The 26,983-nt window shown below is 71.0% G+C and carries 28 protein-coding genes and 1 tRNA gene; 15 read left to right on the top strand and 14 right to left on the bottom strand.

Annotated features, from left to right (window positions below):
- Positions 1 to 180: 180 nt before the first annotated feature.
- The 6 genes from paaA (at position 181) to ACH4TL_RS15770 (ending at position 5,005) form a co-directional block, all read left to right on the top strand.
- A complete protein-coding gene (gene paaA, locus ACH4TL_RS15795; RefSeq protein WP_398314367.1) occupies positions 181 to 1,137 on the top strand; it encodes a 1,2-phenylacetyl-CoA epoxidase subunit PaaA in 957 nt (318 codons plus the stop codon).
- Positions 1,134 to 1,430 (top strand): 1,2-phenylacetyl-CoA epoxidase subunit PaaB, encoded by a 297-nt coding sequence (gene paaB, locus ACH4TL_RS15790; protein ID WP_123101151.1) that lies wholly within the window; start codon positions 1,134 to 1,136, stop codon positions 1,428 to 1,430. Before paaA ends, paaB begins: the two co-directional genes overlap by 4 nt.
- Entirely contained in the window at positions 1,427 to 2,128 is a 702-nt protein-coding gene (gene paaC / locus ACH4TL_RS15785) for a 1,2-phenylacetyl-CoA epoxidase subunit PaaC (RefSeq protein WP_398314365.1), read from the top strand. The genes paaB and paaC overlap by 4 nt, the downstream gene beginning before the upstream one ends.
- Complete coding sequence (gene paaD, locus ACH4TL_RS15780; protein ID WP_398314363.1) at positions 2,122 to 2,637, top strand: 1,2-phenylacetyl-CoA epoxidase subunit PaaD; 516 nt, start codon at positions 2,122 to 2,124, stop codon at positions 2,635 to 2,637. The genes paaC and paaD overlap by 7 nt, the downstream gene beginning before the upstream one ends.
- Positions 2,637 to 3,746: a 2Fe-2S iron-sulfur cluster-binding protein gene (locus ACH4TL_RS15775; protein ID WP_398314361.1), complete on the top strand. Its 1,110-nt coding sequence runs from the start codon at positions 2,637 to 2,639 to the stop codon at positions 3,744 to 3,746. The genes paaD and ACH4TL_RS15775 overlap by 1 nt, the downstream gene beginning before the upstream one ends.
- A 104-nt stretch (positions 3,747 to 3,850) precedes the next feature.
- Positions 3,851 to 5,005, top strand: a complete 1,155-nt coding sequence (locus ACH4TL_RS15770; protein WP_398314359.1) for an acyl-CoA dehydrogenase family protein — start codon at positions 3,851 to 3,853, stop codon at positions 5,003 to 5,005.
- A gap of 9 nt (positions 5,006 to 5,014) precedes the next feature.
- On the opposite strand, the gene ACH4TL_RS15765 is transcribed toward ACH4TL_RS15770, so the two are convergent.
- The 4 genes from ACH4TL_RS15765 to ACH4TL_RS15750 form a co-directional block, all read right to left on the bottom strand.
- Positions 5,015 to 5,368: a rhodanese-like domain-containing protein gene (locus ACH4TL_RS15765; RefSeq protein ID WP_398314357.1), complete on the bottom strand. Its 354-nt coding sequence runs from the start codon at positions 5,366 to 5,368 to the stop codon at positions 5,015 to 5,017.
- Positions 5,369 to 5,412: 44 nt separating this feature from the next.
- On the bottom strand, positions 5,413 to 6,348 hold the full coding sequence (locus ACH4TL_RS15760; protein WP_398314355.1) for a hypothetical protein: 936 nt from the start codon (positions 6,346 to 6,348) through the stop codon (positions 5,413 to 5,415).
- A gap of 39 nt (positions 6,349 to 6,387) precedes the next feature.
- Positions 6,388 to 7,833 carry a DUF2252 domain-containing protein gene (locus ACH4TL_RS15755; protein ID WP_398314353.1) on the bottom strand — a complete coding sequence of 482 codons (1,446 nt, stop codon included), beginning with the start codon at positions 7,831 to 7,833 and terminating at the stop codon, positions 6,388 to 6,390.
- 188 nt (positions 7,834 to 8,021) lie between these two features.
- Positions 8,022 to 8,402 (bottom strand): winged helix-turn-helix transcriptional regulator, encoded by a 381-nt coding sequence (locus ACH4TL_RS15750; RefSeq protein ID WP_398314351.1) that lies wholly within the window; start codon positions 8,400 to 8,402, stop codon positions 8,022 to 8,024.
- 119 nt (positions 8,403 to 8,521) lie between these two features.
- Between ACH4TL_RS15750 and ACH4TL_RS15745 the strand changes: the two genes are divergently transcribed.
- A complete protein-coding gene (locus ACH4TL_RS15745; protein WP_398314349.1) occupies positions 8,522 to 9,175 on the top strand; it encodes an FMN-dependent NADH-azoreductase in 654 nt (217 codons plus the stop codon).
- 237 nt (positions 9,176 to 9,412) lie between these two features.
- On the opposite strand, the gene ACH4TL_RS15740 is transcribed toward ACH4TL_RS15745, so the two are convergent.
- Positions 9,413 to 9,499: transfer RNA gene (locus ACH4TL_RS15740), tRNA-Leu, on the bottom strand.
- A gap of 308 nt (positions 9,500 to 9,807) precedes the next feature.
- Here ACH4TL_RS15740 and ACH4TL_RS15735 point away from each other — a divergent pair.
- From ACH4TL_RS15735 to pknB, 6 genes are all read left to right on the top strand, one after another.
- Positions 9,808 to 10,635 (top strand): FhaA domain-containing protein, encoded by an 828-nt coding sequence (locus ACH4TL_RS15735; protein WP_398314347.1) that lies wholly within the window; start codon positions 9,808 to 9,810, stop codon positions 10,633 to 10,635.
- Between the two features lie 10 nt (positions 10,636 to 10,645).
- The gene (locus ACH4TL_RS15730; RefSeq protein WP_398314345.1) at positions 10,646 to 11,170 is read left to right on the top strand and encodes an FHA domain-containing protein; all 525 of its coding nucleotides are present in this window, start codon (positions 10,646 to 10,648) and stop codon (positions 11,168 to 11,170) included.
- Between the two features lie 75 nt (positions 11,171 to 11,245).
- Positions 11,246 to 12,826 carry a PP2C family protein-serine/threonine phosphatase gene (locus tag ACH4TL_RS15725; RefSeq protein ID WP_398314343.1) on the top strand — a complete coding sequence of 527 codons (1,581 nt, stop codon included), beginning with the start codon at positions 11,246 to 11,248 and terminating at the stop codon, positions 12,824 to 12,826.
- A gap of 22 nt (positions 12,827 to 12,848) precedes the next feature.
- The gene (locus ACH4TL_RS15720) at positions 12,849 to 14,276 is read left to right on the top strand and encodes an FtsW/RodA/SpoVE family cell cycle protein (protein WP_398314341.1); all 1,428 of its coding nucleotides are present in this window, start codon (positions 12,849 to 12,851) and stop codon (positions 14,274 to 14,276) included.
- On the top strand, positions 14,273 to 15,742 hold the full coding sequence (locus ACH4TL_RS15715) for a peptidoglycan D,D-transpeptidase FtsI family protein (RefSeq protein ID WP_398314339.1): 1,470 nt from the start codon (positions 14,273 to 14,275) through the stop codon (positions 15,740 to 15,742). Before ACH4TL_RS15720 ends, ACH4TL_RS15715 begins: the two co-directional genes overlap by 4 nt.
- A gap of 171 nt (positions 15,743 to 15,913) precedes the next feature.
- Positions 15,914 to 17,896: a Stk1 family PASTA domain-containing Ser/Thr kinase gene (gene pknB, locus ACH4TL_RS15710; protein WP_398314337.1), complete on the top strand. Its 1,983-nt coding sequence runs from the start codon at positions 15,914 to 15,916 to the stop codon at positions 17,894 to 17,896.
- 105 nt (positions 17,897 to 18,001) lie between these two features.
- On the opposite strand, the gene ACH4TL_RS15705 is transcribed toward pknB, so the two are convergent.
- The 6 genes from ACH4TL_RS15705 to ACH4TL_RS15680 form a co-directional block, all read right to left on the bottom strand.
- Positions 18,002 to 18,745, bottom strand: coding sequence for a class E sortase (locus ACH4TL_RS15705; RefSeq protein WP_398314335.1), 744 nt, complete (start codon positions 18,743 to 18,745; stop codon positions 18,002 to 18,004).
- A gap of 33 nt (positions 18,746 to 18,778) precedes the next feature.
- A complete protein-coding gene (locus ACH4TL_RS15700) occupies positions 18,779 to 20,140 on the bottom strand; it encodes a class E sortase (RefSeq protein WP_398314333.1) in 1,362 nt (453 codons plus the stop codon).
- Positions 20,137 to 20,787 carry an aminodeoxychorismate/anthranilate synthase component II gene (locus tag ACH4TL_RS15695; protein WP_398314331.1) on the bottom strand — a complete coding sequence of 217 codons (651 nt, stop codon included), beginning with the start codon at positions 20,785 to 20,787 and terminating at the stop codon, positions 20,137 to 20,139. The genes ACH4TL_RS15700 and ACH4TL_RS15695 overlap by 4 nt, the downstream gene beginning before the upstream one ends.
- Positions 20,784 to 20,960 carry a hypothetical protein gene (locus ACH4TL_RS15690; RefSeq protein ID WP_039938336.1) on the bottom strand — a complete coding sequence of 59 codons (177 nt, stop codon included), beginning with the start codon at positions 20,958 to 20,960 and terminating at the stop codon, positions 20,784 to 20,786. Before ACH4TL_RS15690 ends, ACH4TL_RS15695 begins: the two co-directional genes overlap by 4 nt.
- A gap of 84 nt (positions 20,961 to 21,044) precedes the next feature.
- Positions 21,045 to 21,722 carry a class E sortase gene (locus ACH4TL_RS15685; RefSeq protein WP_398314329.1) on the bottom strand — a complete coding sequence of 226 codons (678 nt, stop codon included), beginning with the start codon at positions 21,720 to 21,722 and terminating at the stop codon, positions 21,045 to 21,047.
- A 21-nt stretch (positions 21,723 to 21,743) separates the two neighbouring features.
- Entirely contained in the window at positions 21,744 to 22,514 is a 771-nt protein-coding gene (locus tag ACH4TL_RS15680) for a DUF881 domain-containing protein (protein ID WP_398314327.1), read from the bottom strand.
- A 145-nt stretch (positions 22,515 to 22,659) separates the two neighbouring features.
- On the opposite strand from ACH4TL_RS15680, the gene crgA reads away from it, so the two are divergent.
- On the top strand, positions 22,660 to 22,917 hold the full coding sequence (gene crgA, locus ACH4TL_RS15675; RefSeq protein ID WP_179935496.1) for a cell division protein CrgA: 258 nt from the start codon (positions 22,660 to 22,662) through the stop codon (positions 22,915 to 22,917).
- A 314-nt stretch (positions 22,918 to 23,231) separates the two neighbouring features.
- Here the strand turns inward: crgA and ACH4TL_RS15670 are convergent, their stop codons facing one another.
- Entirely contained in the window at positions 23,232 to 24,110 is an 879-nt protein-coding gene (locus ACH4TL_RS15670) for a rhomboid family intramembrane serine protease (RefSeq protein WP_398314325.1), read from the bottom strand.
- A 95-nt stretch (positions 24,111 to 24,205) separates the two neighbouring features.
- Positions 24,206 to 24,739 carry a peptidylprolyl isomerase gene (locus tag ACH4TL_RS15665; protein WP_398314323.1) on the bottom strand — a complete coding sequence of 178 codons (534 nt, stop codon included), beginning with the start codon at positions 24,737 to 24,739 and terminating at the stop codon, positions 24,206 to 24,208.
- Positions 24,740 to 25,022: 283 nt separating this feature from the next.
- Between ACH4TL_RS15665 and ACH4TL_RS15660 the strand changes: the two genes are divergently transcribed.
- The gene (locus ACH4TL_RS15660; RefSeq protein WP_398314321.1) at positions 25,023 to 25,748 is read left to right on the top strand and encodes a DUF5324 family protein; all 726 of its coding nucleotides are present in this window, start codon (positions 25,023 to 25,025) and stop codon (positions 25,746 to 25,748) included.
- A 66-nt stretch (positions 25,749 to 25,814) separates the two neighbouring features.
- Here ACH4TL_RS15660 and ACH4TL_RS15655 read toward each other — a convergent pair whose 3' ends face one another.
- Positions 25,815 to 26,960 (bottom strand): two-component system response regulator, encoded by a 1,146-nt coding sequence (locus tag ACH4TL_RS15655; protein WP_398314320.1) that lies wholly within the window; start codon positions 26,958 to 26,960, stop codon positions 25,815 to 25,817.
- Between the last annotated feature and the right edge of the window lie 23 nt (positions 26,961 to 26,983).

The following is a 26,983-nucleotide window of genomic DNA, read 5'->3' as shown; positions in this document are numbered from 1 at the left end:
GTCTCTACCGCCCGCACGCTACCGACGCGGCCCACCCGGCACAGCATCCTCAGCGTTATCCACAGGCTTGACACCCTACGTTCCTCCGGCACACCATTGAACCGAACGATCGGTCGGTAGGTTGGTTCACCCGGCTGGTCGTGGGACGGACGGCGGGGACGGATGGCGAAGGGGCTTCGCATGACGATGACGGCGGCGGATGCGGGGGCGGGGGCGTACGAGGCGGTGTTCGACGCCGCCCTGGCCGCGGACGAGCGCATCGAGCCGCGTGACTGGATGCCCGACGACTACCGGGCGTCCCTGGTCCGGCAGATCGCCCAGCACGCCCACTCCGAGATCATCGGCATGCAGCCCGAGGCCAACTGGATCAGCCGCGCCCCCTCGCTGCGGCGCAAGGCGATCCTGATGGCGAAGGTCCAGGACGAGGCGGGCCACGGCCTGTATCTCTACAGCGCGGCGGAGACCCTGGGCACCAGCCGGGACGAGCTGCTCGACAAGCTCCACTCGGGCCGCCAGAAGTATTCGTCGATCTTCAACTACCCGACGCTGACCTGGGCCGACGTGGGTGCCATCGGCTGGCTGGTGGACGGCGCGGCGATCACCAACCAGGTCCCGCTGTGCCGCTGCTCCTACGGGCCGTACGCGCGCGCGATGGTCCGGATCTGCAAGGAGGAGTCCTTCCACCAGCGCCAGGGGTACGAGCTGCTGCTCGCCCTGAGCCGGGGCACCGAGGCCCAGCACGCCATGGCGCAGGACGCGGTGGACCGCTGGTGGTGGCCGTCACTGATGATGTTCGGCCCGCCCGACGACGCGTCGGCGCACTCCGCCCAGTCGATGGCCTGGAAGATCAAGCGGCATTCCAACGACGAGCTGCGCCAGCGCTTCGTCGACATCTGCGTCCCCCAGGCCGCGTCCCTCGGCCTGACCCTCCCCGACCCCGATCTGGTGTGGAACGAGGAGCGGGGCCACCACGACTTCGGCCCGATCGACTGGGACGAGTTCGGCCAGGTGCTGCGGGGAAACGGGCCGTGCAACGCCCAGCGGATCTCCCAGCGGCGCCGGGCCCATGAGGAAGGCGCCTGGGTGCGCGAGGCGGCCGTGGCGTACGCGGCCAAGCACGGGGAGGCACAGGCATGAGCGGTGACGGAAACGGCGCGTGGCCGCTGTGGGAAGTGTTCGTCCGCGGCAGGCGCGGCCTCGCGCACACCCACGCCGGGTCCCTGCACGCCCCGGACGCGGAGATGGCGTTGCGCAACGCCCGGGATCTGTACACCCGCCGCTCGGAGGGCGTCTCGATCTGGGTGGTGCCCTCCGCCTCGATCACCGCCTCCTCGCCGGACGAGAAGGACCCGTTCTTCGAGCCCGCCGCCGACAAGCCCTACCGGCACCCCACGTTCTACGAGATCCCGGAGGGGGTGCGGCACCTGTGACCGCGGCCCTCGCCCTGGGCGACGACGCGCTGGTGCTCTCCCACCGGCTGGGGGAGTGGGCGGGCCACGCCCCCGTGCTGGAGGAGGAGGTCGCGCTCGCCAACATCGCGCTGGACCTGCTCGGCCAGGCCCGGGTGCTGCTCTCCCTCGCCGGCGACGAGGACGAGCTGGCGTATCTGCGCGAGGAGCGGGCGTTCCGCAACGTCCAGCTGGTCGAGCAGCCGAACGGGGACTTCGCCCACACCATCGCCCGCCAGCTCTACTTCTCCACCTACCAGGAGCTGTTGTACGAGGAGCTGGCGCGCGGCGACGGCCCCTTCGCCCCACTGGCCGCCAAGGCGGTCAAGGAGGTCGCCTACCACCGCGACCACGCCGAGCACTGGACGCTGCGGCTCGGCGACGGCACCGAGGAGAGCCATCAGCGGATGGGCGGCGCGCTGGACGCGCTGTGGCGGTTCACCGGCGAGCTGTTCGAGCCGGTCGAGGGGTGCGACGTCGAGTGGTCCGCGCTGCACCGCGACTGGCTGAGCCGCGTCACCGCCGTCCTCACCCGGGCCACCCTGAGCGTGCCCGAGGGGCCGCGGCGCGGTGCCTGGGCGGCCGGGGCCGGGCGCCAGGGCATCCACACCGAGCCGTTCGGCCCGATGCTCGCGCAGATGCAGCATCTGCATCGCAGCCACCCGGGGGCGGCATGGTGACGCCCGCGCCCCACGCCCCCACCGCGCTCGAAGAGGAGCTGCGGCGACTGGCCGGATCCGTGCCGGACCCGGAGCTGCCGATGGTGTCCCTGGCCGAGCTGGGCGTGCTGCGGGGGCTGCGGGTCCTGGCCCCTGGCCGGGTCGAGGTCGAGCTGACTCCCACCTACACCGGCTGCCCTGCGGTGGAGACGATGGCCGCCGACATCGAGCGGGTGCTGCACGAGCGCGGCATGGCCGAGGTCGAGGTGCGCACGGTGCTCGCCCCGCCCTGGACGACGGACGCGATCAGCACCGAGGGCCGCCGCAAGCTCGCCGAGTCCGGCATAGCGCCGCCCGCGCCACGGGGCGCCGCGGCGAGCGGACCGGTGCCCGTCGCGCTCACCGTGCGCTGTCCCCACTGCGGCTCGACCGACACCACGCTGCTGAGCCGCTTCTCCTCCACCGCGTGCAAGGCGCTGCGCCGCTGCGAGACCTGCCGCGAACCGTTCGACCACTTCAAGGAGTTGTGATGGCCGCGGAAGCGGTGCCCGTCGCCGCGCCCCACCACGGCGCGTTCCATCCGCTGCGGGTGGCGGCCGTCGACCCGCTCGCCGACGACGCGGTGGCCGTCACCCTCCGGGTGCCGCCCGCGCTGCGCGAGACGTTCCGCTTCGTCCCCGGGCAGCACATCGCGGTGCGGCGCTTCACGGACGGCGCGGAGATCCGGCGTACGTACTCGATCTGCACCCCGGCACCGGGCCCGGAGGGGCCCGAGCTGCTGCGGGTCGGGGTGCGGCTGGTCGAGGGCGGCGCGTTCTCCACGTACGCCCTCAAGGAGCTGGCGGTCGGGGAGGTGGTGGAGGTGATGGCCCCAGCGGGCCGGTTCGTGCTCGCCCCCCGGCCCGGCCACTTCGCCGCGGTCGTCGGCGGCAGCGGCATCACACCGGTGCTGTCCATCGCCGCCACCCTGCTGGAGCGGCAGCCCGACGCCCGCTTCTGTCTGATCCGCAGCGACCGCACCGCCGCCTCCACGATGTTCCTGGAGGAGATCGCCGACCTCAAGGACCGCTGGCCCGACCGGTTCCAGCTGGTGTGCGCCCTCTCCCGGGAGGAACAGCAGACCGGGCTGGTCTCCGGGCGGCTGGATGAGGAGCGGCTGACCGGGCTGCTGCCCTCACTGCTGCCGGTGCGCTCGGTGGACGGCTGGTTCCTGTGCGGTCCGTACGGGCTGGTGAGCGCCGCCGAGCGGGCGCTGCGCGGGCTCGGGGTGCCCCGCGGCCGGGTCCATCAGGAGATCTTCCATGTGGCGGCGGAGCCCGGCGAGGGCGTCTCCCCCGTACCGCGCCCGGCCGCCGCGCCCTCGCACAGCACGGTGACGGCGACCCTGGACGGCCGGTCGGGCAGCTGGCCGGTGCGGGACGGGGAGCCGCTGCTGGAGACCGTGCTGCGCAATCGCGCGGACGCGCCGTACGCCTGCAAGGGCGGGGTGTGCGGGACCTGCCGGGCCTTCCTGGTCTCCGGGGAGGTGCGGATGGACCGGAACTTCGCGCTGGAGCCGGACGAGGTGGAGGCGGGCTATGTGCTCTCCTGCCAGTCCCATCCGGTGGGTGAGCGGGTGGAGCTGGACTTCGACCGCTGACCGGCGTTCCGGGCGTTCCCTTCCTCCAGGCGTTCCCTTTTTGTAGAACCTGTTCTATCTTGACGGGCCGTCAGACGAAGGCTGTTGGCGCGGGAGGACGGACAGTGGACTTCACCTTCACCGAGGAGCAACAGGCGGCCGTCGAGGCGGCGCGGGCCGTCTTCTCCTCCACCACACCGGACGGCGTGCCCAGCCCCGCCCTCACCCCCGGCGCCGTCGCCGACGACATCGACCGCGCGCTGTGGCGCAGGCTCGCCGACGCCGATCTGCTCGGGCTGACCCTCGACCCGCGCCACGGCGGCTCCGGGCTCGGCCCCCTCGCCCTGTGCCTGGTGCTGCGCGAATCCGCCAAGGTGCTGGCCCGGGTGCCCCTGCTGGAGACCGCCGCGGCCGCCCTCGCCGTGCAGCGGTACGGCACACCCGAGCTGTGCGCCGCCGTGCTGCCCCCGGCCGCCCGCGGCGACCTGGTGCTCACCGTCGCCACCGCCGGACGCACCGGCCACGGCCCGGCCGAACTCGCCGTCCAGGCCCGCCGGGAGGGCGGCGACTGGGTGCTGGACGGTGTGCAGACCGCCGTCCCCTGGGCCGCCTGCGCCGACCGCCTGCTGATCCCTGCCCACACCGGCGCGGGGCACCGGATCCTCGCCCTGGTCCCCCGCGACCGGACCGGGATCGGCCTGGGCGAGCAGGTGTCCACCAGCGGCGAGCGCATGGCCGAGGTCCTGCTCGACAGCGTGCGGACGGCCACCCACGAGGTGCTGGACGCGGACGGCGCCTGGGACTGGCTGCGCGCGCTGCTCACCACCGGCACCTGTGCGCTGGCCCTGGGCGTCGGCACCGCGGTGCTCGACCTGACCAGCTCGTACACGTCCACGCGCGAGCAGTTCGGCCATCCGCTCGCCACGTTCCAGGCGGTCGCCGTCCAGACCGCCGACCGGTACATCGATCTGCGGGCCATGGAGGCCACGCTCTGGCAGGCCGCCTGGCGGCTCTCCCGGGACGAGCAGGGCCCGGACGCCACGGCGAACGGGGCGCTGCCCGTCGCCGGAGATGTGGCGGTCGCCAAGATGTGGGCCGCCGAGGGCGTGCGCCGGGTCGTCCAGACCGCCCAGCATCTGCACGGCGGCTTCGGCGCGGTCACCGACTATCCGCTGCACCGCTATCACGCCTGGGCCAAGCAGCTGGAGCTGTCCCTGGGCCCGGCCGCCGCCCACGAGGAGGAGCTCGGCGAACTCCTCGCCGCCCACGCCCTCCCGTAGGGCCTCCGGCTACAGCACGAAGGCGGCGTCGGCCGTGCCGTCCGGGCCGCCGACCATCGGGCGGCCCGCCGCCTCCCAGGCGAGCATCCCGCCGTCCACGTTCACCGCGTCCAGCCCCTGGGCCACCAGATACTGCGTCACCTGCGCGGACCGCCCGCCGACCCGGCACATCACATGCACCCGGCGCCCCTCGGCGGCCGACTCGGTCAGCTCACCGAACCGGGCGACGACCTGACCCATCGGAATGTGAAGGGCGCCCTCGACATGCCCGGCCGCCCACTCGTCGTCCTCCCGGACGTCCAGCAGAAAGCCGTCGGCCGGTACCGCCGCGGCCTCCACCTGGGGAAGCTGGGCAAAATGCATCACAGACACCTCTCATATGACATCGAACAGCTCGGCAAAACCTACTACCGCACCAGCTCCGCGAGCCGGGCCTCCTTCTCGGAGACCTGGGCGATCAGCTGCTCGGCGATCTCGTCCAGCAGCCGGTCCGGATCCTCCGGCGCCATCTTGATCATCGCGCCGATCGCGCTCGACTCCAGCTCGGCGGCGACTCCGGACAGCATCTCCTTGCGCTCGGCCAGCCACTCCAGCCGGGCGTACAGCTCCTCGCTGCGGCTCGCCCGCCGCTCGGGCGGCGGCGGACCGGCCTCCCATTCCTCGGCCAGCGCCCGCAGCGTCGCCTCGTCCCCGGCCGCGTACGCCGCGTTGACCCGCACGATGAACTCGCCGCGCCGCTCCCGCTCGGCCTCCTCCTCGGCCAGGTCCGGATGGGCCTTGCGGGCCAGGTCGCGGTAGATCCGGCGGGCCTCCTCGCTCGGCCGCACCCGCGGCGGTGGCTGCACCGGCTGCTCGGTGAGCATCGCTGACGCCTCGGGCGACAGGCCCTCGGAGTCGATCCAGCCGTGGAACAGCTCCTCCACACCGGGCATCGGCTGCACCAGTCCGCGCGCCTCGCGGGCCCTTCGCTGGTCCTCCGGATCGCCGGTGCGCGCCGCGACCGCCTCGGCGATCAGCGCGTCCAGCTCGTCCAGGCGCGAGTACATCGGGCCGAGCCGCTGATGGTGCAGCCGGGAGAAGTTCTCCACCTCGACCCGGAAGGTCTCCACCGCGATCTCGAACTCGATCAGCGCCTGCTCGGCCGCCCGCACCGCCCGCTCAAGACGTTCGGCGGCCCGCGCCTCCTCCTCGGACCGCGCCTCCTCGGACTGGCCCTGCTCGGATCGCGCCTCCTCGGATCGGGCCTGCTCGGACTGGGCCTCGGCCGGTGCCTGAGATTCCTCCTGGGGCTCCGCCTCGGACACCGCCCGCTGTGCCTGTTGCTGCGCTTCCCGGTTCGTCACCCGCTCAGCCTACGTGGGGCGCCCTCCGGTGCCCGAGCCTCACACCCCCGCCTCGGCCGCTATGCGCCCGGAGCGCACCGCGGCCAGCAGCTCCGCGTGATCGGCCTCCGTGCGGTCCGCGTACGCCACCGCGAAGTCGGCCATCGCCTCGTCCAGCTCCTCGTTCTTGCCGCAGTACCCGGCGAGAACCCGAGGATCCGCGCTGTGCGCATGCGCCCGCGCCAGCAGCGCGCCCGTCATCCGCCCGTAGTCGTCCATCTGGTCGGCGGCCAGCGCCGCCGGGTCGACGCTCCCCTTGCGGTTGCGGAACTGCCGTACCTGGTACGGCCGCCCGCGCACCGTCGTCCAGCCCAGCAGGATGTCGCTGACGACCTGCATCCGCTTCTGGCCGAGCACCACCCGCCGCCCCTCGTGGCCGATGTCGGATATCTCGAAACCGGCCCGCCCCAGATGCGGCAGCAGCACCGACGGCCGGGCCTCCTTCACCTGGAGCACCAGCGGCTCGCCCCGGTGGTCGAGCAGCAGCACCACATACGAACGCGTGCCGACGCTGCCCGTGCCCACGACCCGGAACGCCACGTCGTGCACCTCGTACCGGGCGAGCAGCGGCAGCCGGTCCTCGGGCAGCGTGCCCAGATAGTCGCCGAGCGCCTCCGCGACCGCCACCGCCTCGGCATCCGGCACCCGCCGCAGCACCGGCGGCGCGTCCACGAAGCGCCGGGCCGCGGGCCGCCCGGAGGAGCCCCCGTCGCCCGGGACCGCCTCCGTGGCCTTGGCGGCGAAGCGGGCGCTCGTGTTCCGCCGGGCCTTCTCGGCGACCCGCTCCAGCGTGCCCGCCAGGTCCCGGGCGTCGGTGTGCGAGACCAGCTCCTCGTCCGCGATCGCGTTCCACGCGTCGGTGGCCGGGAGCTTGGCCAGCAGCCGCGCCGTGCGCCGGTAGGCACCGGCCGCGTCACGGGCCGCCGAACGGCAGGTGTCCTCGTCGGCTCCGGCCTCCCGCCCGGCCAGCACCAGCGAGGCCGCGAGCCGCTTCACATCCCACTCCCACGGACCGTGGACGGTCTCGTCGAAGTCGTTCAGGTCGATGACCAGACCGCCGCGCGCGTCCCCGTAGAGCCCGAAGTTGGCGGCGTGCGCGTCACCGCAGAGCTGTGCGCCGACGCCGGTGACCGGGGTGCTCGCCAGGTCGTGCGCCATCAGCCCGGCCGAGCCGCGGAGGAAGGAGAACGGGGTCGTGATCATCCGCCCCACGCGTATCGGCGTCAGCTCCGGAAGCCGCCCGGCGTTCGACCGCTCGACCGCCGCCACCGCGTCCGGCCGCCCGGGGCCGGGCGACGGCAGCGCGGCGTGCGCCGAACGCGGCACCCGCTTCCGCAGCGCCTTCCCCTCCTGCCGGGGAGAGGGGCCCTCACCGCGCCAGGCGGCGAACCCCGGAACCTGGGGCAGCCGCCGGGCCGCCCCGCCCCCACCCGTGCCGTCAGCCATCACGCCCCCGCTTCGTCCGCTTCGTCCGAGCACGTCACCAACCCCGCCGACGGCGGCTCACGCCGTCGGCCGACCAGCACCGTACCCCCGATCACCCGGGTCCCGTCAGGGCCTGTGGAAAACTCCGGCGAACCCGGCGCCGTCAGCGAACGCCCTGCTCAGGACCCGAACCGAAGGACCCGAACCGCTCAGGACCGGAACTGCTCCGGGCAGCCGCCGCCCTCGGGCAGATGGTCCTCGGCCCAGCGCGCGAGTTCCTTCAGCGCGGGCTCCAGCGCCTTCCCCGCATCCGTCAGCCGGTAGGCCACCCGCAGCGGGGGCCCGGGATCCACCTCCCGGAGCACCAGCCCGGCCGCCGACAGCTCGGTGAGCCGGTCCGACAGCATCCGCTCGCTGATCCCCGGGATGGCCCGCCGCAACTCGGCGAAATACGCCCCCTGCTGGGTCAGAACGGCCACGATCAGCCCGGTCCATCGCTTTCCGAACAGCTCGAAGACCCGGGTCATCGTGCCGTCGACCTTCTTGCACACGTGCTCGTCGTGGACCTCGGGCCCGCCTCCGTCCGCCATGGAATACACGATACTGCGTTCCCGTTGGGAGCTATAGAAAAGTAAGCTACTGTGCCAATCGCAGGTACGTAGAAAACCCCCGCTCCTGAGTGGAGCGCCTTGTCCACGGAGGCACCTCCATGCCCACGCTTCTTCACCTCGACACGTCCGTCTTCCCCGGCGAGGCCTCCGCCTCCCGCGCGGTGACCGCCACCTTCCGCAAGGAGTGGGAGGCGCAGCACCCGAACGGCACGGTCATCTACCGCGACCTGGCCGCCGAGCCGCTGCCGCACCTGGACGGCCTCGCCGCCCAGGCCGGTTTCATCCCCACCGAGAGCCGCACCCCCGAGCAGCAGGCCGCCTTCGCGCTGCGCGACACCCTGGCCGGTGAGCTGGAGCAGGCCGACGTGGTCCTCATAGGCGCCCCGATGTACAACTTCACGATCCCCTCCACCCTCAAGGCGTGGCTGGACCACGTGATCATCGTGGGCCGCACCTCCGGCGCCGAGCAGACCACCACCTCGGGCACCCCGACGATCGTCGTCGCCAGCCGGGGCGGCGGCTACGGCCCGGGCACGCCGCGCGAGAGCTTCGAGTTCGTCACGACCTACCTGGAGAAGGCGCTGAAGGACGCGCTCAACCTCGACGTCGAGTTCGTCGTGCCGGAGCTCACCCTGGCCCGCAGCAACCCGGCGATGGCCGAGCTGGTCGAGCTCTCGGACGCCTCCAAGGCGAAGGCCCACGAGGACGCCTCCTCGAAGGCCAAGGCGCTCGCCGCCCGCTTCGCCGCCTGAGCCGCCCACAGCCGCCGCAGCCGGCCGCGGAAGCGGGGCCGCCCCGATCCGGGGAGGCCCCGCTTCCGCTTACCGATGTGGATCAAGCCGAACTGGCAGTGGATCAAGCCGAAGTCGAGTCGGACACAGGCCGGACACAAGTCGGGCGCAAACCGGACACAACGAGAAGTCGAGAGCTGAGACGCGAAGCGGGCCCCTCCGAGCGACTTTCGTCACTCCGGAGAGGCCCGCTCCGACTGGTGCGCGAGGGGGGAGTTGAACCCCCACGCCCTTTCGGGCACTGGAACCTGAATCCAGCGCGTCTGCCTATTCCGCCACCCGCGCATTGGGTGCTGTCTTCCGTTCACCGCCTGGTTTCCGGCCCTTTCGGCCCGGTGCCCCGCGGCGCCTTCCGACATCCAGAACACTAGCACGCTGGGCAGGGTGGATTCACACTCGTTGTCGACGCCCCCGCCCGGAGGGGCTCCGCCGCGGTTGCGGGACACTGTCCAGAGGGCACCTCTACGATCCTGTGAGAGGTGACACTGCTCCGCAGGGCCAGGAAGGGGAACCACCCGATTTCCCGACGCGTGGATACGATCAGTAAGCAGTACCAGGACGACACTGAGCACGACTGAGGAAGGAGGTGCCCCGTGGGAGTACTGAAACGCTTCGAGCAGCGTCTCGAGGGTCTCGTGAACGGCACCTTCGCCAAGGTGTTCAAGTCGGAGGTCCAGCCCGTCGAGATCGCGGGCGCGCTCCAGCGCGAGTGCGACAACAACGCGACCATCTGGAACCGGGACCGGACCGTCGTCCCCAACGACTTCATCGTCGAGCTGAGCACCGGCGACTACGAGCGGCTCGCGCCGTACTCCGGGCAGCTCGGCGACGAGCTCTCCGGCATGGTCCGCGACTACGCCAAGCAGCAGCGGTACACGTTCATGGGCGGCGTCAAGGTCCACCTGGAGAAGGCCGACGACCTCGACACCGGCCTGTACCGGGTGCGCAGCCGGACGCTGGCCTCCAGCGAGTCCCAGGCCCCGGCCGCCCAGCAGGCTCCGGCCCGCGGCGGGGCACCCCAGCAGCGCCCCGGCGGCTACGGCCAGCCCGCGGGCGCTCCGCCCATGCCCAGCGCCCCTCCCGGCGCGCGTCCCGCGGCCCGGGGCGGCGGCGCGGGCGTCGGCCCGCAGCCGCAGGCACAGACCCGGCGCTGGATTGAGATCAATGGCACTCGCCACCAGATCTCCCGGCCCACCCTGGTGCTGGGTCGCAGCACCGACGCTGACGTGCGCATTGACGATCCCGGTGTCTCCCGCAGGCACTGCGAAATCCGGGTCGGAACACCGCCGACCGTCCAGGATCTGGGGTCGACGAACGGCATCGTGGTGGACGGACAGCACACCACCCGCGCTACGCTCCGCGACGGCTCACGGATCGTCGTGGGCAGCACCACCATCGTTTACCGGCAAGCCGAAGGGTGAAGCGGGGGCAATGTCAGAGCTGACCCTCACGGTCATGCGGTTGGGTTTCCTCGCCGTACTGTGGCTGTTCGTCATCGTGGCCGTTCAGGTCATCCGTAGCGACCTGTTCGGGACTCGCGTGACGCAGCGCGGTTCAGCGCGCCGTGGCGCCCCCGACCGGCCGCAGCAGCAACAGCGGCAGCAACAGCAGGCCGCTCCGCCCCAGCAGCGCCAGCAGCCCTCGGGCCGCGGCCGCCGCGGGGCCCCCACCAAGCTGGTGGTCTCCGAAGGCACGCTGACCGGCACCACGGTCGCGCTCCAGGGACAGACCATCACTCTCGGTCGTGCGCACGATTCAACAATCGTGCTGGACGACGACTACGCCTCCAGCCGGCATGCCAGGATCTACCCGGACCGTGACGGCCAGTGGATCGTCGAGGACCTCGGCTCCACCAACGGCACCTATCTCGACCGGAACCGGCTCACCACACCGACGCCGATTCAGCTGGGTGCACCGATCCGCATCGGCAAGACCGTCATCGAGCTGCGGAAGTAGTAGGACCATGACGACCGGAGGGTGGGCAGCGTGGTTGGCAAGGGGCTGTACCCGGAGCCGACGGGCGAGGTGCGCATGAGTCTGTCACTGCGTTTCGCCGCCGGGTCCCACAAGGGCATGATCCGGGAGGGCAACGAGGACTCCGGCTACGCCGGTCCCCGGCTGCTCGCCATCGCCGACGGCATGGGTGGCCAGGCCGCAGGCGAGGTCGCCAGCTCCGAGGTGATCTCCACCCTGGTCCAGCTCGACGACGACGTACCCGGCTCGGACATCCTGACCTCCCTGGGCACCGCCGTGCAGCGGGCCAACGACCAGCTGCGGGTCATGGTCGAGGAGGACCCCCAGCTGGAGGGCATGGGCACCACGCTCACCGCCCTGCTGTGGACCGGCCAGCGGCTCGGCCTGGTACACGTCGGCGACTCGCGCGCGTACCTGCTGCGCGACGGCGCGCTCACCCAGATCACCCAGGACCACACCTGGGTGCAGCGGCTCGTCGACGAGGGCCGCATCACCGAGGAGGAGGCGGGCACCCACCCGCAGCGCTCCCTGCTGATGCGCGCGCTGGGCAGCGGCGACCATGTCGAGCCCGATCTGTCCATCCGTGAGGTCCGGGCCGGCGACCGCTACCTGATCTGCTCCGACGGCCTGTCCGGCGTCGTGAGCCACCAGACCCTCGAGGACACCCTCGCCAGCTACCAGGGGCCGCACGAGACCGTGCAGGAGCTGATCCAGCTCGCGCTGCGCGGCGGCGGCCCCGACAACATCACCTGCATCGTCGCCGACGTCCTCGACGTGGACGGCGGCGACACCCTGGCGGGCCAGCTCAACGACACCCCGGTGATCGTGGGCGCGGTGGCCGAGAACCAGGTCCCCCTCGGGGACGGCGGCGCCGGGAACACCCCGGCGGGCCGCGCCGCCGAGCTGGGCCGGAACCGTCCCGTACCGCAGCAGGGCGACGCACCGGGCGGCTTCGGGCCACCCGGCAGCGGCGACCCGGGCCTCGGCGGACAGCCCGAGGGCAGTTACGGGGCCTACGCGGACGGCGACTACACCAAGAAGAGCGGCCGCAAGACCTGGGTCAAGCGGTCGCTGTTCATCGCGCTGGCCCTCGCCGTGATCGGCGGCGGGCTCTACAGCGGCTACCAGTGGACGCAGAAGCAGTACTACGTGGGCTCCAACGGGGACCACGTCGCGATCTACCAAGGCATCAGCCAGGACCTCGCGTGGATCAAGCTCAACAAGGTCCATGAGGACCACCGCGAGATCGAACTCAAGTACCTCCCGACCGACCAGCGCAGCCGCGTGGAGGACACCATCGCGGTCAGCGGGCTCGGCCAGGCCGAGGACAAGACCAAGGATCTCGCCACTCTCGCCAGCGCCTGCAGAAAGGCTGACGCACAACGCAAGGCCGAGGAGAGCCAGAAGGACCTCACCGGCGGCAAGGGGCAGGCCGGCGGCAAGTCCGGAGGCAAGACAGGCAGCAGCGGCAGCACGCCGCAGCGGAGTCAGAGCGCGACGACGGGGTTGCGCGCAGCCAAGGCCACACCGACGCCGACGAAGAGCACGGCGTCGCCCTCTCCCACTCCGAAGCCGGGTCCCACCCTGTCGGAGCAGGAGAAGGAGTTGGTCCCGCAGTGCAGCAGCACCCAGCAGTGAGCCGTGAGAGGGCCGCCCACCCATGAGCAGTAGTACGACCAACACGACCACGATCAGTACGGCCGGTCCACCGAGCCGCCGCAACACCGAGCTGGCCATGCTGGTGTTCGCGGTGATCATTCCGGTCTTCGCGTACGCCAACGCGGGCCTGGCGCTGAGCGACGAGCTGCCCTCGGGCATGCTCAGCTACGGCATCGGGCTCGGCCTGCTCGCGGGCATCGGCCACTTGGTGGTGCGCAAGTTCGCACCGTACGCCGACCCGCTGATGCTGCCGATCGCCACGCTCCTCAACGGACTCGGCCTCGTCATCATCTGGCGCCTCGACCAGTCGAGGCGGCTGGCCGACCGGGCGGAGGCGATCGGTCAGACCTTCGCCCCCTCGGCGCCCAACCAGCTGATGTACTCGGCGATGGGCGTGGCCCTGTTCGTGGCCGTCCTCATCTTCCTCAAGGATCACCGGATCCTTCAGCGCTACACCTACATCTCCATGATCGGTGCGCTGATCCTGCTGATCCTGCCGATGTTCTTCCCGGCCAGGTTCGGCGCACGCATCTGGATCACCATCGGATCCTTCTCCATCCAGCCCGGTGAGTTCGCGAAGATCATCATCGCGGTCTTCTTCTCCGGCTACCTCATGGTGAAGAGAGACGCGCTCGCGCTGGCCAGCCGCCGCTTCATGGGGCTGTACCTGCCGCGCGGCCGTGACCTCGGCCCGATCATCGTGGTCTGGGCGATGAGCATCCTGATCCTGGTCTTCGAGACCGACCTCGGCACCTCGCTCCTGTTCTTCGGCCTGTTCGTCGTCATGCTGTACGTGGCGACCGAGCGCACCAGCTGGATCGTCTTCGGTCTGCTGATGTCCGCGGTCGGCGCGGTGGGCGTCGCCTCGTTCGAGTCGCACGTCAAGGTCCGTGTGATGGCGTGGCTCCACCCGTTCGCCGTCTACGACACCCCCCGGCCGAGCTGGGCCACCACCGACCAGATCGCGCTGGCCCTGATGTCCTTCGGCTCCGGCGGGGTCTCCGGCACCGGCTGGGGGCAGGGCGCATCCGACCTGATCGGCTTCGCCGCCAACTCCGACTTCATCCTCGCCACCGTCGGCGAGGAGCTGGGGCTGGCCGGCACCATGGCCTTCCTCCTGCTGTACGGCCTGATCGTGGAGCGCGGCATGCGGACCGCCCTGGCCGCCCGGGACCCGTTCGGCAAGCTGCTGGCGGTCGGTCTGTCCGCCGCGTTCGGCATTCAGGTCTTCGTCGTCGCGGGCGGTGTGATGGGCCTCATCCCGCTGACCGGTATGACGATGCCGTTCGTGGCGTACGGCGGTTCGTCGGTGCTCGCCAACTGGGCGCTGATCGCGATCCTCATCAGGATCAGCGACACCGCCCGCCGGCCGGCGCCCGCGCCCGCCCCCACCACTGACGCCGAGATGACTCAGGTGGTCCGACCGTGAACAAGCCCCTGCGCCGAATCGCGATCTTCTGCGGCCTTCTGGTCCTCGCCCTGCTGGTGCGGGACAACTGGATCCAGTACGTCCAGGCCGACGGCCTCAAGAACAACAAGAACAACCGCCGGGTCCTGATCGCCCGTTACAGCCAGCCGCGCGGCAACATCATCGTCGACGGCCGCCCGATCACCGGGTCCAAGGAGACCAACGGGACGGACTTCAAGTACAAGCGCACGTACAAGAACGGTCCGATGTGGGCACCGGTGACCGGGTACGCCTCCCAGGCGTTCGGCGCCAACCAGATCGAGAACCTCGAGGACGGCATCCTCACCGGCGACGACGACCGCCTGTTCTTCAACCGGACGGTCGACATGTTCACCGGCAAGAAGCAGAAGGGCGGTGACGTCATCACCACCCTGAACGCCAAGGCCCAGGAGGCCGCGTACAAGGGCCTCGGCAAGAACAAGGGCGCCGTCGCCGCGCTCGACCCGCGCACCGGCAAGATCCTCGCCCTCGCCTCCACCCCGAGCTACGACCCGTCGAAGATCGCGGGCGGCTCGAAGAGCGACGAGGAGGCCTGGACGGCGCTCCAGCCGAAGAACGACAAGGACGACCCGATGCTGAACCGGGCGCTGCGGCAGACGTACCCGCCCGGCTCCACGTTCAAGGTCGTCACCGCCGCGGCGGCGCTGGAGAACGGCAAGTACACGGACATCGACGGGGCCACCAACTCGCCGGTGCCGTGGCGGCTGCCGCTGTCCACCCAGAACCTGCCCAACGAGGGGAACATCCCCTGCGAGAACGCGACCCTGCGGCAGGCCCTGCGCTACTCGTGCAACACCGTCTTCGGCAAGCTCGGTGACGACCTCGGCAAGGACAAGATGCTGGAGGAGGCGAAGAAGTTCGGGTTCAACGAAGAGGTCTTCATGCCCGTCCGCTCCGCCGCCAGCTACTACCCCGAAAAGATGGACCGGCCGGGCAACGCCCTGTCCTCGATCGGCCAGTTCGACACCCGTGCCACCCCGCTCCAGATGGCCATGGTCGCCTCCGCGGTCGCCAACGACGGCAAGCTGATGAAGCCGTACATGATCGACTCGCTGCGGGCCCCCAACCTGAACACGGTCGACCAGACCAGCCCGGAGCAGATGAGCCAGCCGCTCAGCTCGGAGAACGCGGGCAAGCTCCAGGACATGATGGAGACCGTGGTCAAGGAGGGCACCGGCACCAACGCCCAGATCCCGGGCGCCACGGTCGGCGGCAAGACCGGCACCGCGCAGCACGGCGTCGCGAACAGCGAGAACCCGTACGCGTGGTTCATCTCGTACGCCAAGACCGACGAGGGTTCCCCGGTCGCCGTCGCCGTCGTGGTGGAGGGTTCCGACACCCTCCGCAGCGACATCGCGGGCGGCAAGCTGGCGGCGCCGATCGCCAAGAACGTGATGAAGGCCGTACTGGACAGCGAGCGCAAGTGACGCCGGTCACGCCCTGATGCCAATCCCGCACGTCGTCGTACCGGTCCGGTATCAAGTATCGGCCGAGGCCGGGTCCCGTAAGACGTGCCGGGTACCGTATGCGCGAGCAGCACTTCGCCGGTCCCCCACACAGGGTGCGGCCGGGAATGACGGAAGAGGGCTGGAGTAGCTATGGAAGAGCCGCGTCGCCTCGGCGGCCGGTACGAGCTGGGCTCGGTGCTCGGCCGCGGTGGCATGGCGGAGGTCTACCTCGCGCATGACACCCGCCTCGGCCGCACGGTCGCCGTGAAGACGCTCCGGGTGGACCTCGCCCGCGACCCGTCCTTCCAGGCCCGGTTCCGCCGAGAGGCCCAGTCGGCAGCCTCGCTCAACCATCCCGCGATCGTCGCGGTCTACGACACCGGCGAGGACTACGTCGACGGTGTCTCGATCCCGTACATCGTGATGGAGTACGTCGACGGCTCCACTCTGCGTGAGCTTCTTCACTCCGGGAGAAAGCTGCTCCCCGAGCGCTCGATGGAGATGACGGTCGGAATCCTCCAGGCCCTGGAGTACTCGCACCGGAACAACATCGTCCACCGGGACATCAAGCCGGCGAACGTGATGCTCACGCGCAGCGGCCAGGTCAAGGTGATGGACTTCGGTATCGCCCGCGCCATGGGCGACGCCGGTATGACCATGACGCAGACGGCGGCCGTCATCGGCACCGCGCAGTACCTCTCCCCCGAGCAGGCCAAGGGCGAGACCGTCGACGCGCGCAGCGACCTCTACTCCAGCGGCTGTCTGCTGTACGAGCTGCTGACGGTGCGCCCGCCGTTCGTCGGGGACTCCCCGGTGGCGGTGGCGTACCAGCACGTACGGGAGGAGCCGCAGCCGCCGAGCACGTACGACCCCGACATCACCCCGGAGATGGACGCGATCGTCCTGCGGGCCCTGGTCAAGGACCCCGATTACCGCTACCAGTCGGCGGACGAGATGCGCGCCGACATCGAGGCGGCGCTCGAAGGCCAGCCGGTCGCCGCGACCGCCGCGCTGGGCGCGGTCGGCTACGGCTCGGGTGACCAGCCCACGACGATGCTGCGGCCGCAGGACTCCGGCCCGGCGACCTCGATGCTGCCCCCGATGCGGGACGACGACGGCGGCTTCGGCTACGACGAGCGGCCGGAGCGGCGGCGGGGCGGTCCGGAGAAGAAGCGGAACCTCTCGACGATCCTGCTGGTGGTGGCCGGCGTCCTGGTGCTGATCGGCGCGATCTTCATCGGGAAGGCGATCTTCGGCGGCGACGGCAAGAACTCCGAGATGGTCCCGGTGCCGACGCTGACCGGCAAGACCTTGAAGGAGGCCACCGCCCAGGGGGAGAACGGCGACTTCAAGGTGAAGCAGGTCGGCTCCATCTTCTGCGATCAGGCGAAGAACACGGTCTGCAAGCAGGATCCCCAGGGCGGCGAGATCAAGCGGTACGACACGGTCGAGCTGACCATGTCGAAGGGCAAGAAGCCCGCGGAGAAGGTCGAGGTCCCGGACGTCCTCAACGTCCCGTTCGCTTCGGCCAAGGCGTCGCTGGACGCCAAGGGCTTCCAGGTCGAGAAGGCCACCGAGGAATCCGACCAGACCGCCGGCAAGGTGATCCGCCAGAGCGAGGACGCCGGCAAGAAGGTCGCCCGGGGCACCACGATCACCCTGACCGTCGCGGCGCCGCAGCAGCAGGTCCCCGTCCCCGACGTGACGACCAAGAAGCTCGCTGACGCCGAGGCCACCCTCAAGGCACAGGGCTTCAAGGTCGAGTCGTCGGAGCAGGAGAGCGGCGACGCCGAGGCCGGTACGGTCATCAACCAGGACCCGGCCGGCGGCGGGACGGCCGCGCCCGGATCGACCATCAAACTGACCGTCGCCAAGGCCCCGGCCCAGCAGGAGCAGGTCCCGGTGCCCAACCTGGGCGGCCAGAAGCTCAAGGACGCCAAGAAGGCCCTCCAGGACCTCGGGCTCAACGTGGGCAACATCCAGGGCGATCAGGGCGACAACGCGACCGTGGTCGCCAGCAACCCCGGCGCGGGCACCCAGGTGCCCAAGGGCACGTCCGTGAACCTCGTCACGGTCAAGGGCAACGGAGACGGCGGAGGCGACGGAGGAGGCTTCTTCGGCGGCCTCGGCTAGTCCGCCACCGCGCGCCACAGCGCATCGCACGGGGAAGCCCCCGGCGCCCGGGAGAGGGCGCCGGGGGCTTCCCCGTGCGATGGTCCGTAGCGCGGGAGGCGTTCGTCAGCGCAGCTCTTCGGGCGGCGTACGGTCCGCGTCGACCTTCTCGGTGCGCTCCAGCTCGCCCCACACGATGTAGCGGTGGCGCGAGGTGTAGACCGGGGTGCAGGTCGAGAGGGTGATGTAGCGGCCCGCCTTCTTCCTGCCCGACTCCTTCGGGACCGCGCGCAGCACGTCCACGTTGAACTTCGAGGTCTCGGGCAGCGTCGCGTAGACCTTGTAGACGTACCAGGTGTCCCGGGTCTCGAAGACCACCGGATCACCGTCGTGGATCTTGTCGATGTCGTGGAACTTGGCGCCGTGCCCGTCCCGGTGGGCGGCCAGCGAGAAGTTGCCCGACTTCGCCCAGGGCATCGCGGACTTGAAGGGCTCCGTGTAGTACCCGGCGACACCGTCGTTGAGGACCGTGGCCGAGGTGCCCTTCTTGACCAGCACCTCGCCGTCACCCATGGCCGGTACGTGCAGGAAGCCGATGCCGTCCCTGGTGTCGAGCTTGCCAGGGCCCTTGGCCGCCCAGTGCTTGCGCACCTGGTCGCCCTGCTTCTTCGCCTCGCGGTCGGCGAGGACGTTCGTCCACCACAGCGAGTAGGCCACGAAGAGGGCCAGGATCAGCCCCGCGGTGATCAGCAGCTCGCCCAGCACCCCGATGGCCGCCGCGATGCGTCCGCGGCCGGAGCGGCGGGTCGGCTGCGTCGCGGGCGGGGCGGGGTCCCGGCCCTGCCGCTGGTCGTGGTCGGTCCGTGCCACCGCGTCGTACCCCTTTTCTGGATCTTCCCGGTCCTACTCGACCAGGGCGTCCGGCTTCCCCTCGCTGCGCGGCCGCTCGTCGACCATCTTGCCCCAGACGATCATCCGATACGTGCTGGTGAACTCGGGTGTGCAGGTCGTCAGCGTGAGGTAGCGGCCGGGCTTGGTGAAGCCGGAGCCGGGCGGCACCGGGCCGATGACGCCCGTGTTCGAGGGGGACGTCTGCGGCAGGATGCTGGTCATGTCGTAGGTGTAGAACCGGCTCTGCGTCTCGACGACGATCTTGTCGCCTGGCTTGAGGCGGTTGATGTAGCGGAACGGCTCGCCATGGGTGTTGCGGTGCCCGGCGAGCGCGAAGTTGCCCTTCTTGTCCCACGGCATCGCGGTCTTCAGCTTGCCCTTGCCGTAGTGGCCGACCATGCCGCGGTCGAGGACCTTGTGCTTGTCGATCCCCTCGGCGATCGGGGCCTTCACGTCCAGCTTGGGGATGTAGATGATCGCGAAGCCCTGGCCGGGGGAGAACACACCCGGATCGCGGTCCGCGCCCTTGGTGTCCCACTTCTTCTGGAGGTCGCCCGCCGCGCCGTTGGCCTGCTGGTGCGCCAGGATGTTGGTCCACCACAGCTGGTACGTCACGAAGAGCAGCATCACCACACCGAGGGTGATGAAGACTTCGCCGATCACCCTGCTCGCCACCACGCCCGGGCTGTCCTTGCGCGCCCGGGCGGCGCGCTTGGCCTCCATCCGGGTGCGGGGCCGCGCCGCCGCGTCCGGCCGGTCCCCTCCCGAAGCGCCTGTGGCCCCTGTGGCGCCCGAACCGCCCCGCGCCCGGGCACCGTGCCGTCCGCCGCGCTTCGCGGCCTCCTGAGCCGCCCTGCGGCGTGCCGCACGGCCGCCGGTGGACGGCACTCCGCCCGGGGCCTCGCCCGGTGCCCCGTCCGCCGTCCCCTGCGTACGGTCCGGCGTCCCGTTCGCCGTACGGTCCGGCGTCCCGTTCGCCGTACGGCCCGGCCCGACCGTGCGCAGCGGCATGGTCCGGTCGTGGGCGGGCGCCGCACGGGCGGCCGTGGGGGCCCGCAGCGCCATCGTCTCCTCGTTGCCCGGTTCCGCGGCCCCGGCGGGCGCCGCAGTCGTGGGCGCCGCAGGCGTAGGCGCCGCCGGAGTCACCGGGGGGAGGACGGCCGTCTCGGCCGCGCTCGCGCTGTCGCCGGGGACGGCGGCGCGGCGCCGCCCGGTGGGCGGTGCGGCCACCTCCTCGGGGTGCTCGTCCTCCACCACCGGACGGGCGCGGCGGCGCCGCCCGGTGGGCCGCGGCTCGGGGGCCGGTTCGGCGCCCGCGGCGGATTCCGGGGCGCCCTGGGCCGCGCCCTCACGCCCCGGGCGCGGTGCGGTCACTCGACGGCCTTGCCGCCGACCGCCCCGACCACCGGGGCGAGCCCCGTCGACCGCTCTATCGCGTCCGTGTCGCCGCACTCCACCAGCCAGTTGGCGAGCATCCGGTGACCCCATTCGGTGAGGACCGACTCGGGGTGGAACTGGACGCCCTCGACCCGCAGTTCGCGGTGACGCAGCCCCATGGCGATGCCCGTGTCCGTCCAGGCGGTGATCTCCAACGCGTCGGGGACGGTGCCCCGTTCGACCGCGAGGGAGTGGTAGCGGGTGGCGGTGAAGGGGGACGGCAGCCCGCTGAAGACGCCCGCGCCCTCGTGGGTCACCAGCGAGGTCTTGCCGTGCAGCAGCTCAGGGGCGCGGCCGACGACGCCTCCGTAGGCGACGGCCATGGACTGCATCCCCAGGCAGACGCCGAACACCGGCACCCCGGTGTCCGCGCAGTGCCGCACCATGTCGACGCAGACGCCCGCCTTCTCGGGGGTGCCGGGTCCCGGGGAGAGCAGCACGCCGTCGAAGCCGTCCTGGGCGTGCGCGAGGGAGACCTCGTCGTTGCGCGCCACCTCGCACTCGGCGCCGAGCTGGTAGAGGTACTGGACGAGGTTGAAGACGAAGCTGTCGTAGTTGTCGACGACCAGGACGCGCGCGCTCATCGGGGACCCGCCATTCCCTGGTCGACCGTCACGTCGTTGAACGGCAGCAGCGGCTCCGCCCACGGGAAGACGTACTGGAACAGCACGAATACGATCGCCAGTACGAGCACGAGCGAAATCGCCGCCCGCACCCACGCGTTGCCCGGCAGATGCCGCCAGATCCAGCCGTACATGCCATCCCTACTCACCGATGACGAAGTCGATTGCAGCACCGGAGTGCAGGACCAGAGTAAGGGTCCGGGGGTGGGCCCGGAGGGTCAGCCGGACAAAGCCTTGGGCTTGCCTTGGGCAACGGATTGGGTTGCGTCGAGGTGCGCCCAGGCGATCAGCCGGTGGCTGTGCCCCCACTCGGGCTCACAGGTGGTGAGCGTCAGGTAGCGCCCGGGCCCGCGGAAGCCGGAGGCGCGCGGCACCGGGTCGAGCACCCCGATGTCGGTCGGCAGGGTGCGGTAGGGGCGGCCGGTGATGCGGTACGTGTACCAGGTGGTGCCGTCGGACAGCACCACGGCGTCGCCGGGGCGCAGCCGGGGGAAGTCCTTGAAGGGGTCGCCGTAGGTGCGGCGGTGCCCGGCGACGGCGAAGTTGCCCGTGGCGCCGAGGCGGGCGGTGGCCGCGTAGTGCCCGAGCCCTTTGCGCAGGGTGGCGACCTCGGTGCCCTGGAGGACGGGTTTGGCCCAGTCGGCGCCGAAGCGCGGGATGTACATGATCGCGAAGGATCCGCCGCCGCGGTACGGGCGCGGGGTCGGCGCGGGCCGGTCGGCCGAGGCGACCGGCCCGGCGGCCCAGCGGTCCTGGAGGTGGTCGATCTCGCCGTCCATGGCCCGGTCGGCGCGGACGGAGGTCCAGTAGAGGAGGTAGACGACGAAGAGGAGGATCAGGGTGCCGACGGTGACACACAGCTCACTGAGCGTCCTGACGACCAGCCGGATCCTCATCGGCCCCCCATCGGCGCGCGGCTACGGGACGGGCTGTGCCTGGTGCAGATCCACTGTGCCGGAGTAGCCGGGAAGAGTCACCGTGTCGTGCTGGTCGACTTTCCAGCCGAGGCCGTAGGCGTCGACATAGGAGCGGTAGTTCTGGATGGCGGGGGAGGCGGTGAGCGCGGTGCTCAGCCGGTCCCGGTCACCCACGGCGGTGATCTTGTAGGGCGGGGAGTAGACCCGGCCCTGGAGGATCAGGGTGTTGCCGACGCAGCGCACGGCGCTGGTGGAGATCAGCCGCTGGTCCATCACCTTGATCCCCTTGGCACCGCCCTGCCACAGCGCGTTGACCACGGCCTGGAGGTCCTGCTGGTGGATCACGAGGTCGTTGGGCTGCGGGTCGGGCACGCCGGGGATCTTGGGGGTGGCGTTCGGCGGAGCGTCGGTGAGGGTGACGGTGAGCCCGGAGCCGCTGAGGGCCCGGGTGCCCGCGGTCTTCTCCAGCTCCTCCAGCTTGCGCTGCTCGGCCTTGCTGCTGCCGTTGTCGCGGCGGGCGAGGGCGTCGACGTCGGAGCGCGTCCTGGCGGCGCTCTCGTCGAGCGCGCCGTTCTTGCGGCTGCGTTCCTGGATGAGATCGGACAGCCGCAGCATCGATTCGTCACTGCGGATGTCGGTGCCCTGGGCCGTGTTGAAGCTGGTCCAGAAGATGATCCCGGCCAGCGCGAAGACCGCTGCGGTCAGCAGCCGGACGGGCCGGAACCGGGGACGGCGGGACGCCGGGGTGGGGGAGTCAGCGGAATTGCTCAACGTACCCTTACTCCTTACGACGCCGCGGAAGGACTACGCTAACTGACGTGTGGGGGAGGGAAGTGGTCCCCTTCACCGTCCCGCCCCGGCGCCGTCCGTACACATCCCCGCGCGGTCACGCAGCGCATCGACAGGAGAGTTCCTCGTGCCGAAGTCACGGATCCGCAAGAAGGACGATTTCACGCCGCCGCCGGCGAAGCAGGCAACCAACATCAGCCTGAGCAGTGGCCGCCGCTGGGTGGCCCCGCTGATGCTGGCGATGTTCCTGATCGGCCTCGCCTGGATCGTCCTCTTCTACGTGACGACGGGGGACATGCCGGTCAAGTCCCTGGGCAACTGGAACATCGTGGTCGGCTTCGGCTTCATCGCCGCGGGGTTCGTCGTCTCCACCCAGTGGAAGTAGACCGCTCCACAGAGCCGGTTCGCAGCGCCTGTCCACAGGGTTATCCACAGGCGGGGAAAACTCAGAAGATCTGTGGATAACCTCTGTCGCATTGACGCCGGTGTGACTGATGAGACGGTCATGTTCGATCGTTCACACCGGCGTCTTCCTGCGAAAACGCAGGTCAGTGCAGTACCGCACAGATGTTCTCCACAGGCTGCGCAAGATCGACCACGTGCTGTGGACAACTGACCGAACCCACCCCCGTTCGAGACCCCCCTGAGACGGCCCGAGTGCCCCTCGCCGGTGGGTCGATGGGTCGGTGGCTCGGCAGGTCAGCCGGTGAGCTGGAGCGTACGGACGCAGACCGTCGCGACGATCGCGAGCAGCATCACGGCGCAGGCCCCGCGCTGCACCAGGGCACGCCGCTCCCGCGGCGCGTGCACCATCGCGTACGCCACCACCGTGCCGACCACCAGGCCGCCGACGTGCGCCTGCCAGGCGATCCCGGACCAGCCGAAGGTGAAGATGAGGTTCAGCACGAGCAGCGCGATGACGGGGCGCATGTCGTAGTTGAGCCGGCGCATCAGCACGGCGGTCGCGCCCAGCAGGCCGAAGACCGCGCCGGAGGCGCCGAGCGAGGGCTGGTTCTGCGCGGCGAGCAGATACGACAGCGCGCTGCCGCCGAGCCCCGACAGCAGATAGAGCGCGATGTAGCGGGCGCGGCCGAGCGCGGCCTCCAGCGGGGCGCCGATCCACCACAGGGACAGCATGTTGAAGGCGATGTGCATCGGCTGCTGGTGCAGGAAGACCGCCGTCAGCAGCCGGTACCACTGGCCCTCGGCGACACCCACGATGTGGGCCGTGCCCGGGTCGTACGCCCGGCCCACCAGGTCGAGGTCGTTGACCAGCCGGTCGCCGGTGGCCAGCACCGCCAGCCAGACGGCGATGTTGAGACCGATCAGGATCTTGGTGACCAGGCGCGGATCGGCGCTGTACGCACCGCCGGCTATGGTGCGCGGCTCGGCCGCGCGCCGCGGGGGCCCGGGGGGCTCACCGGGGGCGGACGCACCGCCGCGGACACACTCCGGGCAGTGGAACCCGACCGAGGCGCTGATCATGCACTCCGGACAGATCGGGCGCTCACAGCGGGTACAGCTGATGCCGGTCTCCCGCTGCGGGTGCCGGTAACAGCAGACCGCCTGGTCCTCCATGGTGTCCCTTCGCCCCCTGTCCGCAAGGCTTGCGCGCGTTCCCCCGCCCCGCTTGTTCACACGGACAAGCGGGGCGCGGAGTTCCCGTGCGGGGTTCAGCCCTCCCGGGTCTCCACGACGACGGACTCGATCACGACGTCCTGGAGCGGGCGGTCGGTGCGCGGGTTGGTCGCGGCACCGGCGATGGTGTCGATGACCTTCTTGCTGGCCTCGTCGACGACCTCGCCGAAGATGCTGTGCTTCCCGGTCAGCCAGGTGGTCGGGGCGACCGTGATGAAGAACTGCGAGCCGTTGGTGCCCGGACCGGCGTTGGCCATGGCCAGCAGGTACGGCTTGTTGAAGGCCAGGTCCGGGTGGAACTCGTCCCCGAACTCGTAGCCGGGGCCGCCGGTGCCGTTGCCCAGCGGGTCACCGCCCTGGATCATGAAACCGCTGATCACGCGGTGGAAGACGGTGCCGTCGTAGAGCTTTTCCGCGGCCTTCTTGCCAGTGGCCGGGTGGGTCCACTCGCGGGTGCCCTCGGCGAGCTCCACGAAGTTCTTCACGGTCTTGGGCGCGTGGTTCGGCAGCAGCCGGACCACGATGTCGCCGTTGTTCGTCTTGAGGGTGGCGTACAGCTGCTCGGCCACGATCTACCTTCCATCGTTTTCGCTTCCTTGCCCTGATCCTCGCACGGACCCGAGTGCGACGAGTAGCCGCCGAAGGCGCACGCGGCGCGCCATTCCGCGTGATTTCCGGGAGAATCACCCCTATGACCCGGATGCCGGTTCACGCATGCCGCGCGGGCTGCGAACGGGCATGATCTCCACAAACAGGCATGATCTTTCTTCGGATGGAAACACGAATCTGCGCACATGCAGCTCAGCACTCTGCACCCCGGAGCATCACCACGCCACCGAGGAGGAGGATCCCGTGACCCGCATTGACAGCGTGCGAGCCGCGACCGGCACTGCGAAGGACAGCGTCCTGCACGCCGCGGAGGCGGTGGCGCCCTACGCCGGCACGGCCAAGGACACGGCCACGCGCTACGCGCACGACGCCCGCGTACGGCTGGCGCCGAAGGTCTCCCAGGCCGCGCACCAGGCCCGCTGCGCCGCCGGCGGCCAGTACCACGCGCATGTCGCGCCCCGGCTCAACCAGGCCCGCGGCACCCTGCCGCCCAAGGTGGACGCGGCCGCCACCAAGGCCGCCAAGCGGACCCGCAAGGCCGCCAGGCAGGCCGCCGACTACACCGGACCGCGCGTCGAGCACGCGGTGGCCGGAGCCCGCGCGGCCGCCGGTCCGGTGCGCGACGAGGCGGTCACCCGGGCGGGCGCGGCCGTCGCGGCGCTGCGCACCCATGTGACGGCGGCCGACATCGAGAAGCTCGCCCGCAAGCGCCGCCGCCGGGCCCGCATGGGCCGCGTCGCCAAGCGGGCCACCTTCATCGGCCTGGTGGGCGCCGGTGTCTTCGCCGCCTGGAAGTGGTGGGACCGGCAGGCCAACCCCGACTGGCTGGTCGAGCCCCCGGCGGCGACCGAGGTGGGCGACCGCGAGCGGCTTGCCGCGGTGGACGGCAGCGACCAGAGCACCCTCGACCCCGAGGTGCAGGCCAAGCAGGCGGAGGCCGAGGCCGGGAAGGACGACGACCAGCGCTGACGCCTTCGTCGTCGCACCCGGCCGAGGGGCGGAGGACCACGGGGTCCTTCCGCCCCTCGGCCATCGCTACTCCTTGCCGTCCCGTCCGCCGTAGCGGCGCCGCTCCAGAAAGATCTCGGTGAAGACCGACACCTTGGCCCGCAGCGCCCAGGGGTCGAAGGGCTTCGCCATGTAGTCCACCGCCCCCGCCGCGTAGCCGCGCGAGGAGTGCTCCGGATCGGCGCCCATCGCGGTGAGGAAGATGATCGGCACGTCCCGATTGCGCGGGCGCCGCTTGATGTGGGCGGCCGTCTCGTAGCCGTCCATCTCGGGCATCTGCACATCGAGCAGGATCACCGCGAAGTCGTCGTGGTCCAGCAGCGCCTTCAGCGCCTCCTGCCCGGAGGTCGCGGTCACCAGCTCCTGATCGAGGGTGGCCAGCACCGCCTCCATGGCCAGCAGATTGCTCTGCTGGTCGTCCACCACCAGGATCTTGGGCCGCGGCCCGGTGCACGGCTCGGGCACCACCGCCTCCGCGGGCACCTCGGGCTCCTCGTCCTGCCGCGGAACCGCCGCCATCCGCTGTGACTCCACCATGGCCAGCTGCCGCTCCAGCATCTGGCAGCGGTCCTCCGCCAGCCGCCCCCGCTGCCGCACCTCCTCCAGCTCCTCGGAGAGCCGGTGCACCTCCTGCCGGAGCAGATCCCGCTCCTTCACCAGCTCCTGGTGATCCGGGAAGGTCACCTCCAGGGCGTCTGCGCGGGCCCGCTCCGCCGCCCAGGCCGCCTCGGTCTGGCTCAGCCGCACCTCCAGGTCGGCGATGCGGTGCCGGCGGTCGAGCAGCGCATCGCCCAGCACGTCCTCCTTCACACTGGAGCGCCGCGCCTCCCGGTCGGCGTCGGCCAGCTGGATCTGCAGGATCTCCAGGGCATGCCCCGGGGATCCGCTGGTGCGCACCGCCGACCGGTGCAGGTCCCGCACCAGCTCGATGGCGGCGGGGGTGGCCGCGGAGCCCCGGCACTCCGCGAGATCCGCCAGCAGATCGACCACGAACTCCCACGGCGGGACTCTCGTACCGCTGAGATAGCGGGAGATCGTGCTGGGGTCCCGGAACCTGCGCGCGGCATACCTCCGCACCGAGACGCCCAGCCCGTCGAAGAGCTTCCTCAGCTCCACGGCGAACGCCCGGCACTCCTCGGGCAGGTTCTCCCCCAGCGGATGCAGCTCTCCCATTTCGTCCCCCTGTGCGGCGACTC

It is taken from the genome of Streptomyces sp. NPDC021115, assembly GCF_044333065.1.
GTDB lineage: Bacteria > Actinomycetota > Actinomycetes > Streptomycetales > Streptomycetaceae > Streptomyces.
The sequence above is the reverse complement of the archived record's forward strand: the minus strand, read 5'-3'. Positions and strand labels throughout refer to the sequence as shown.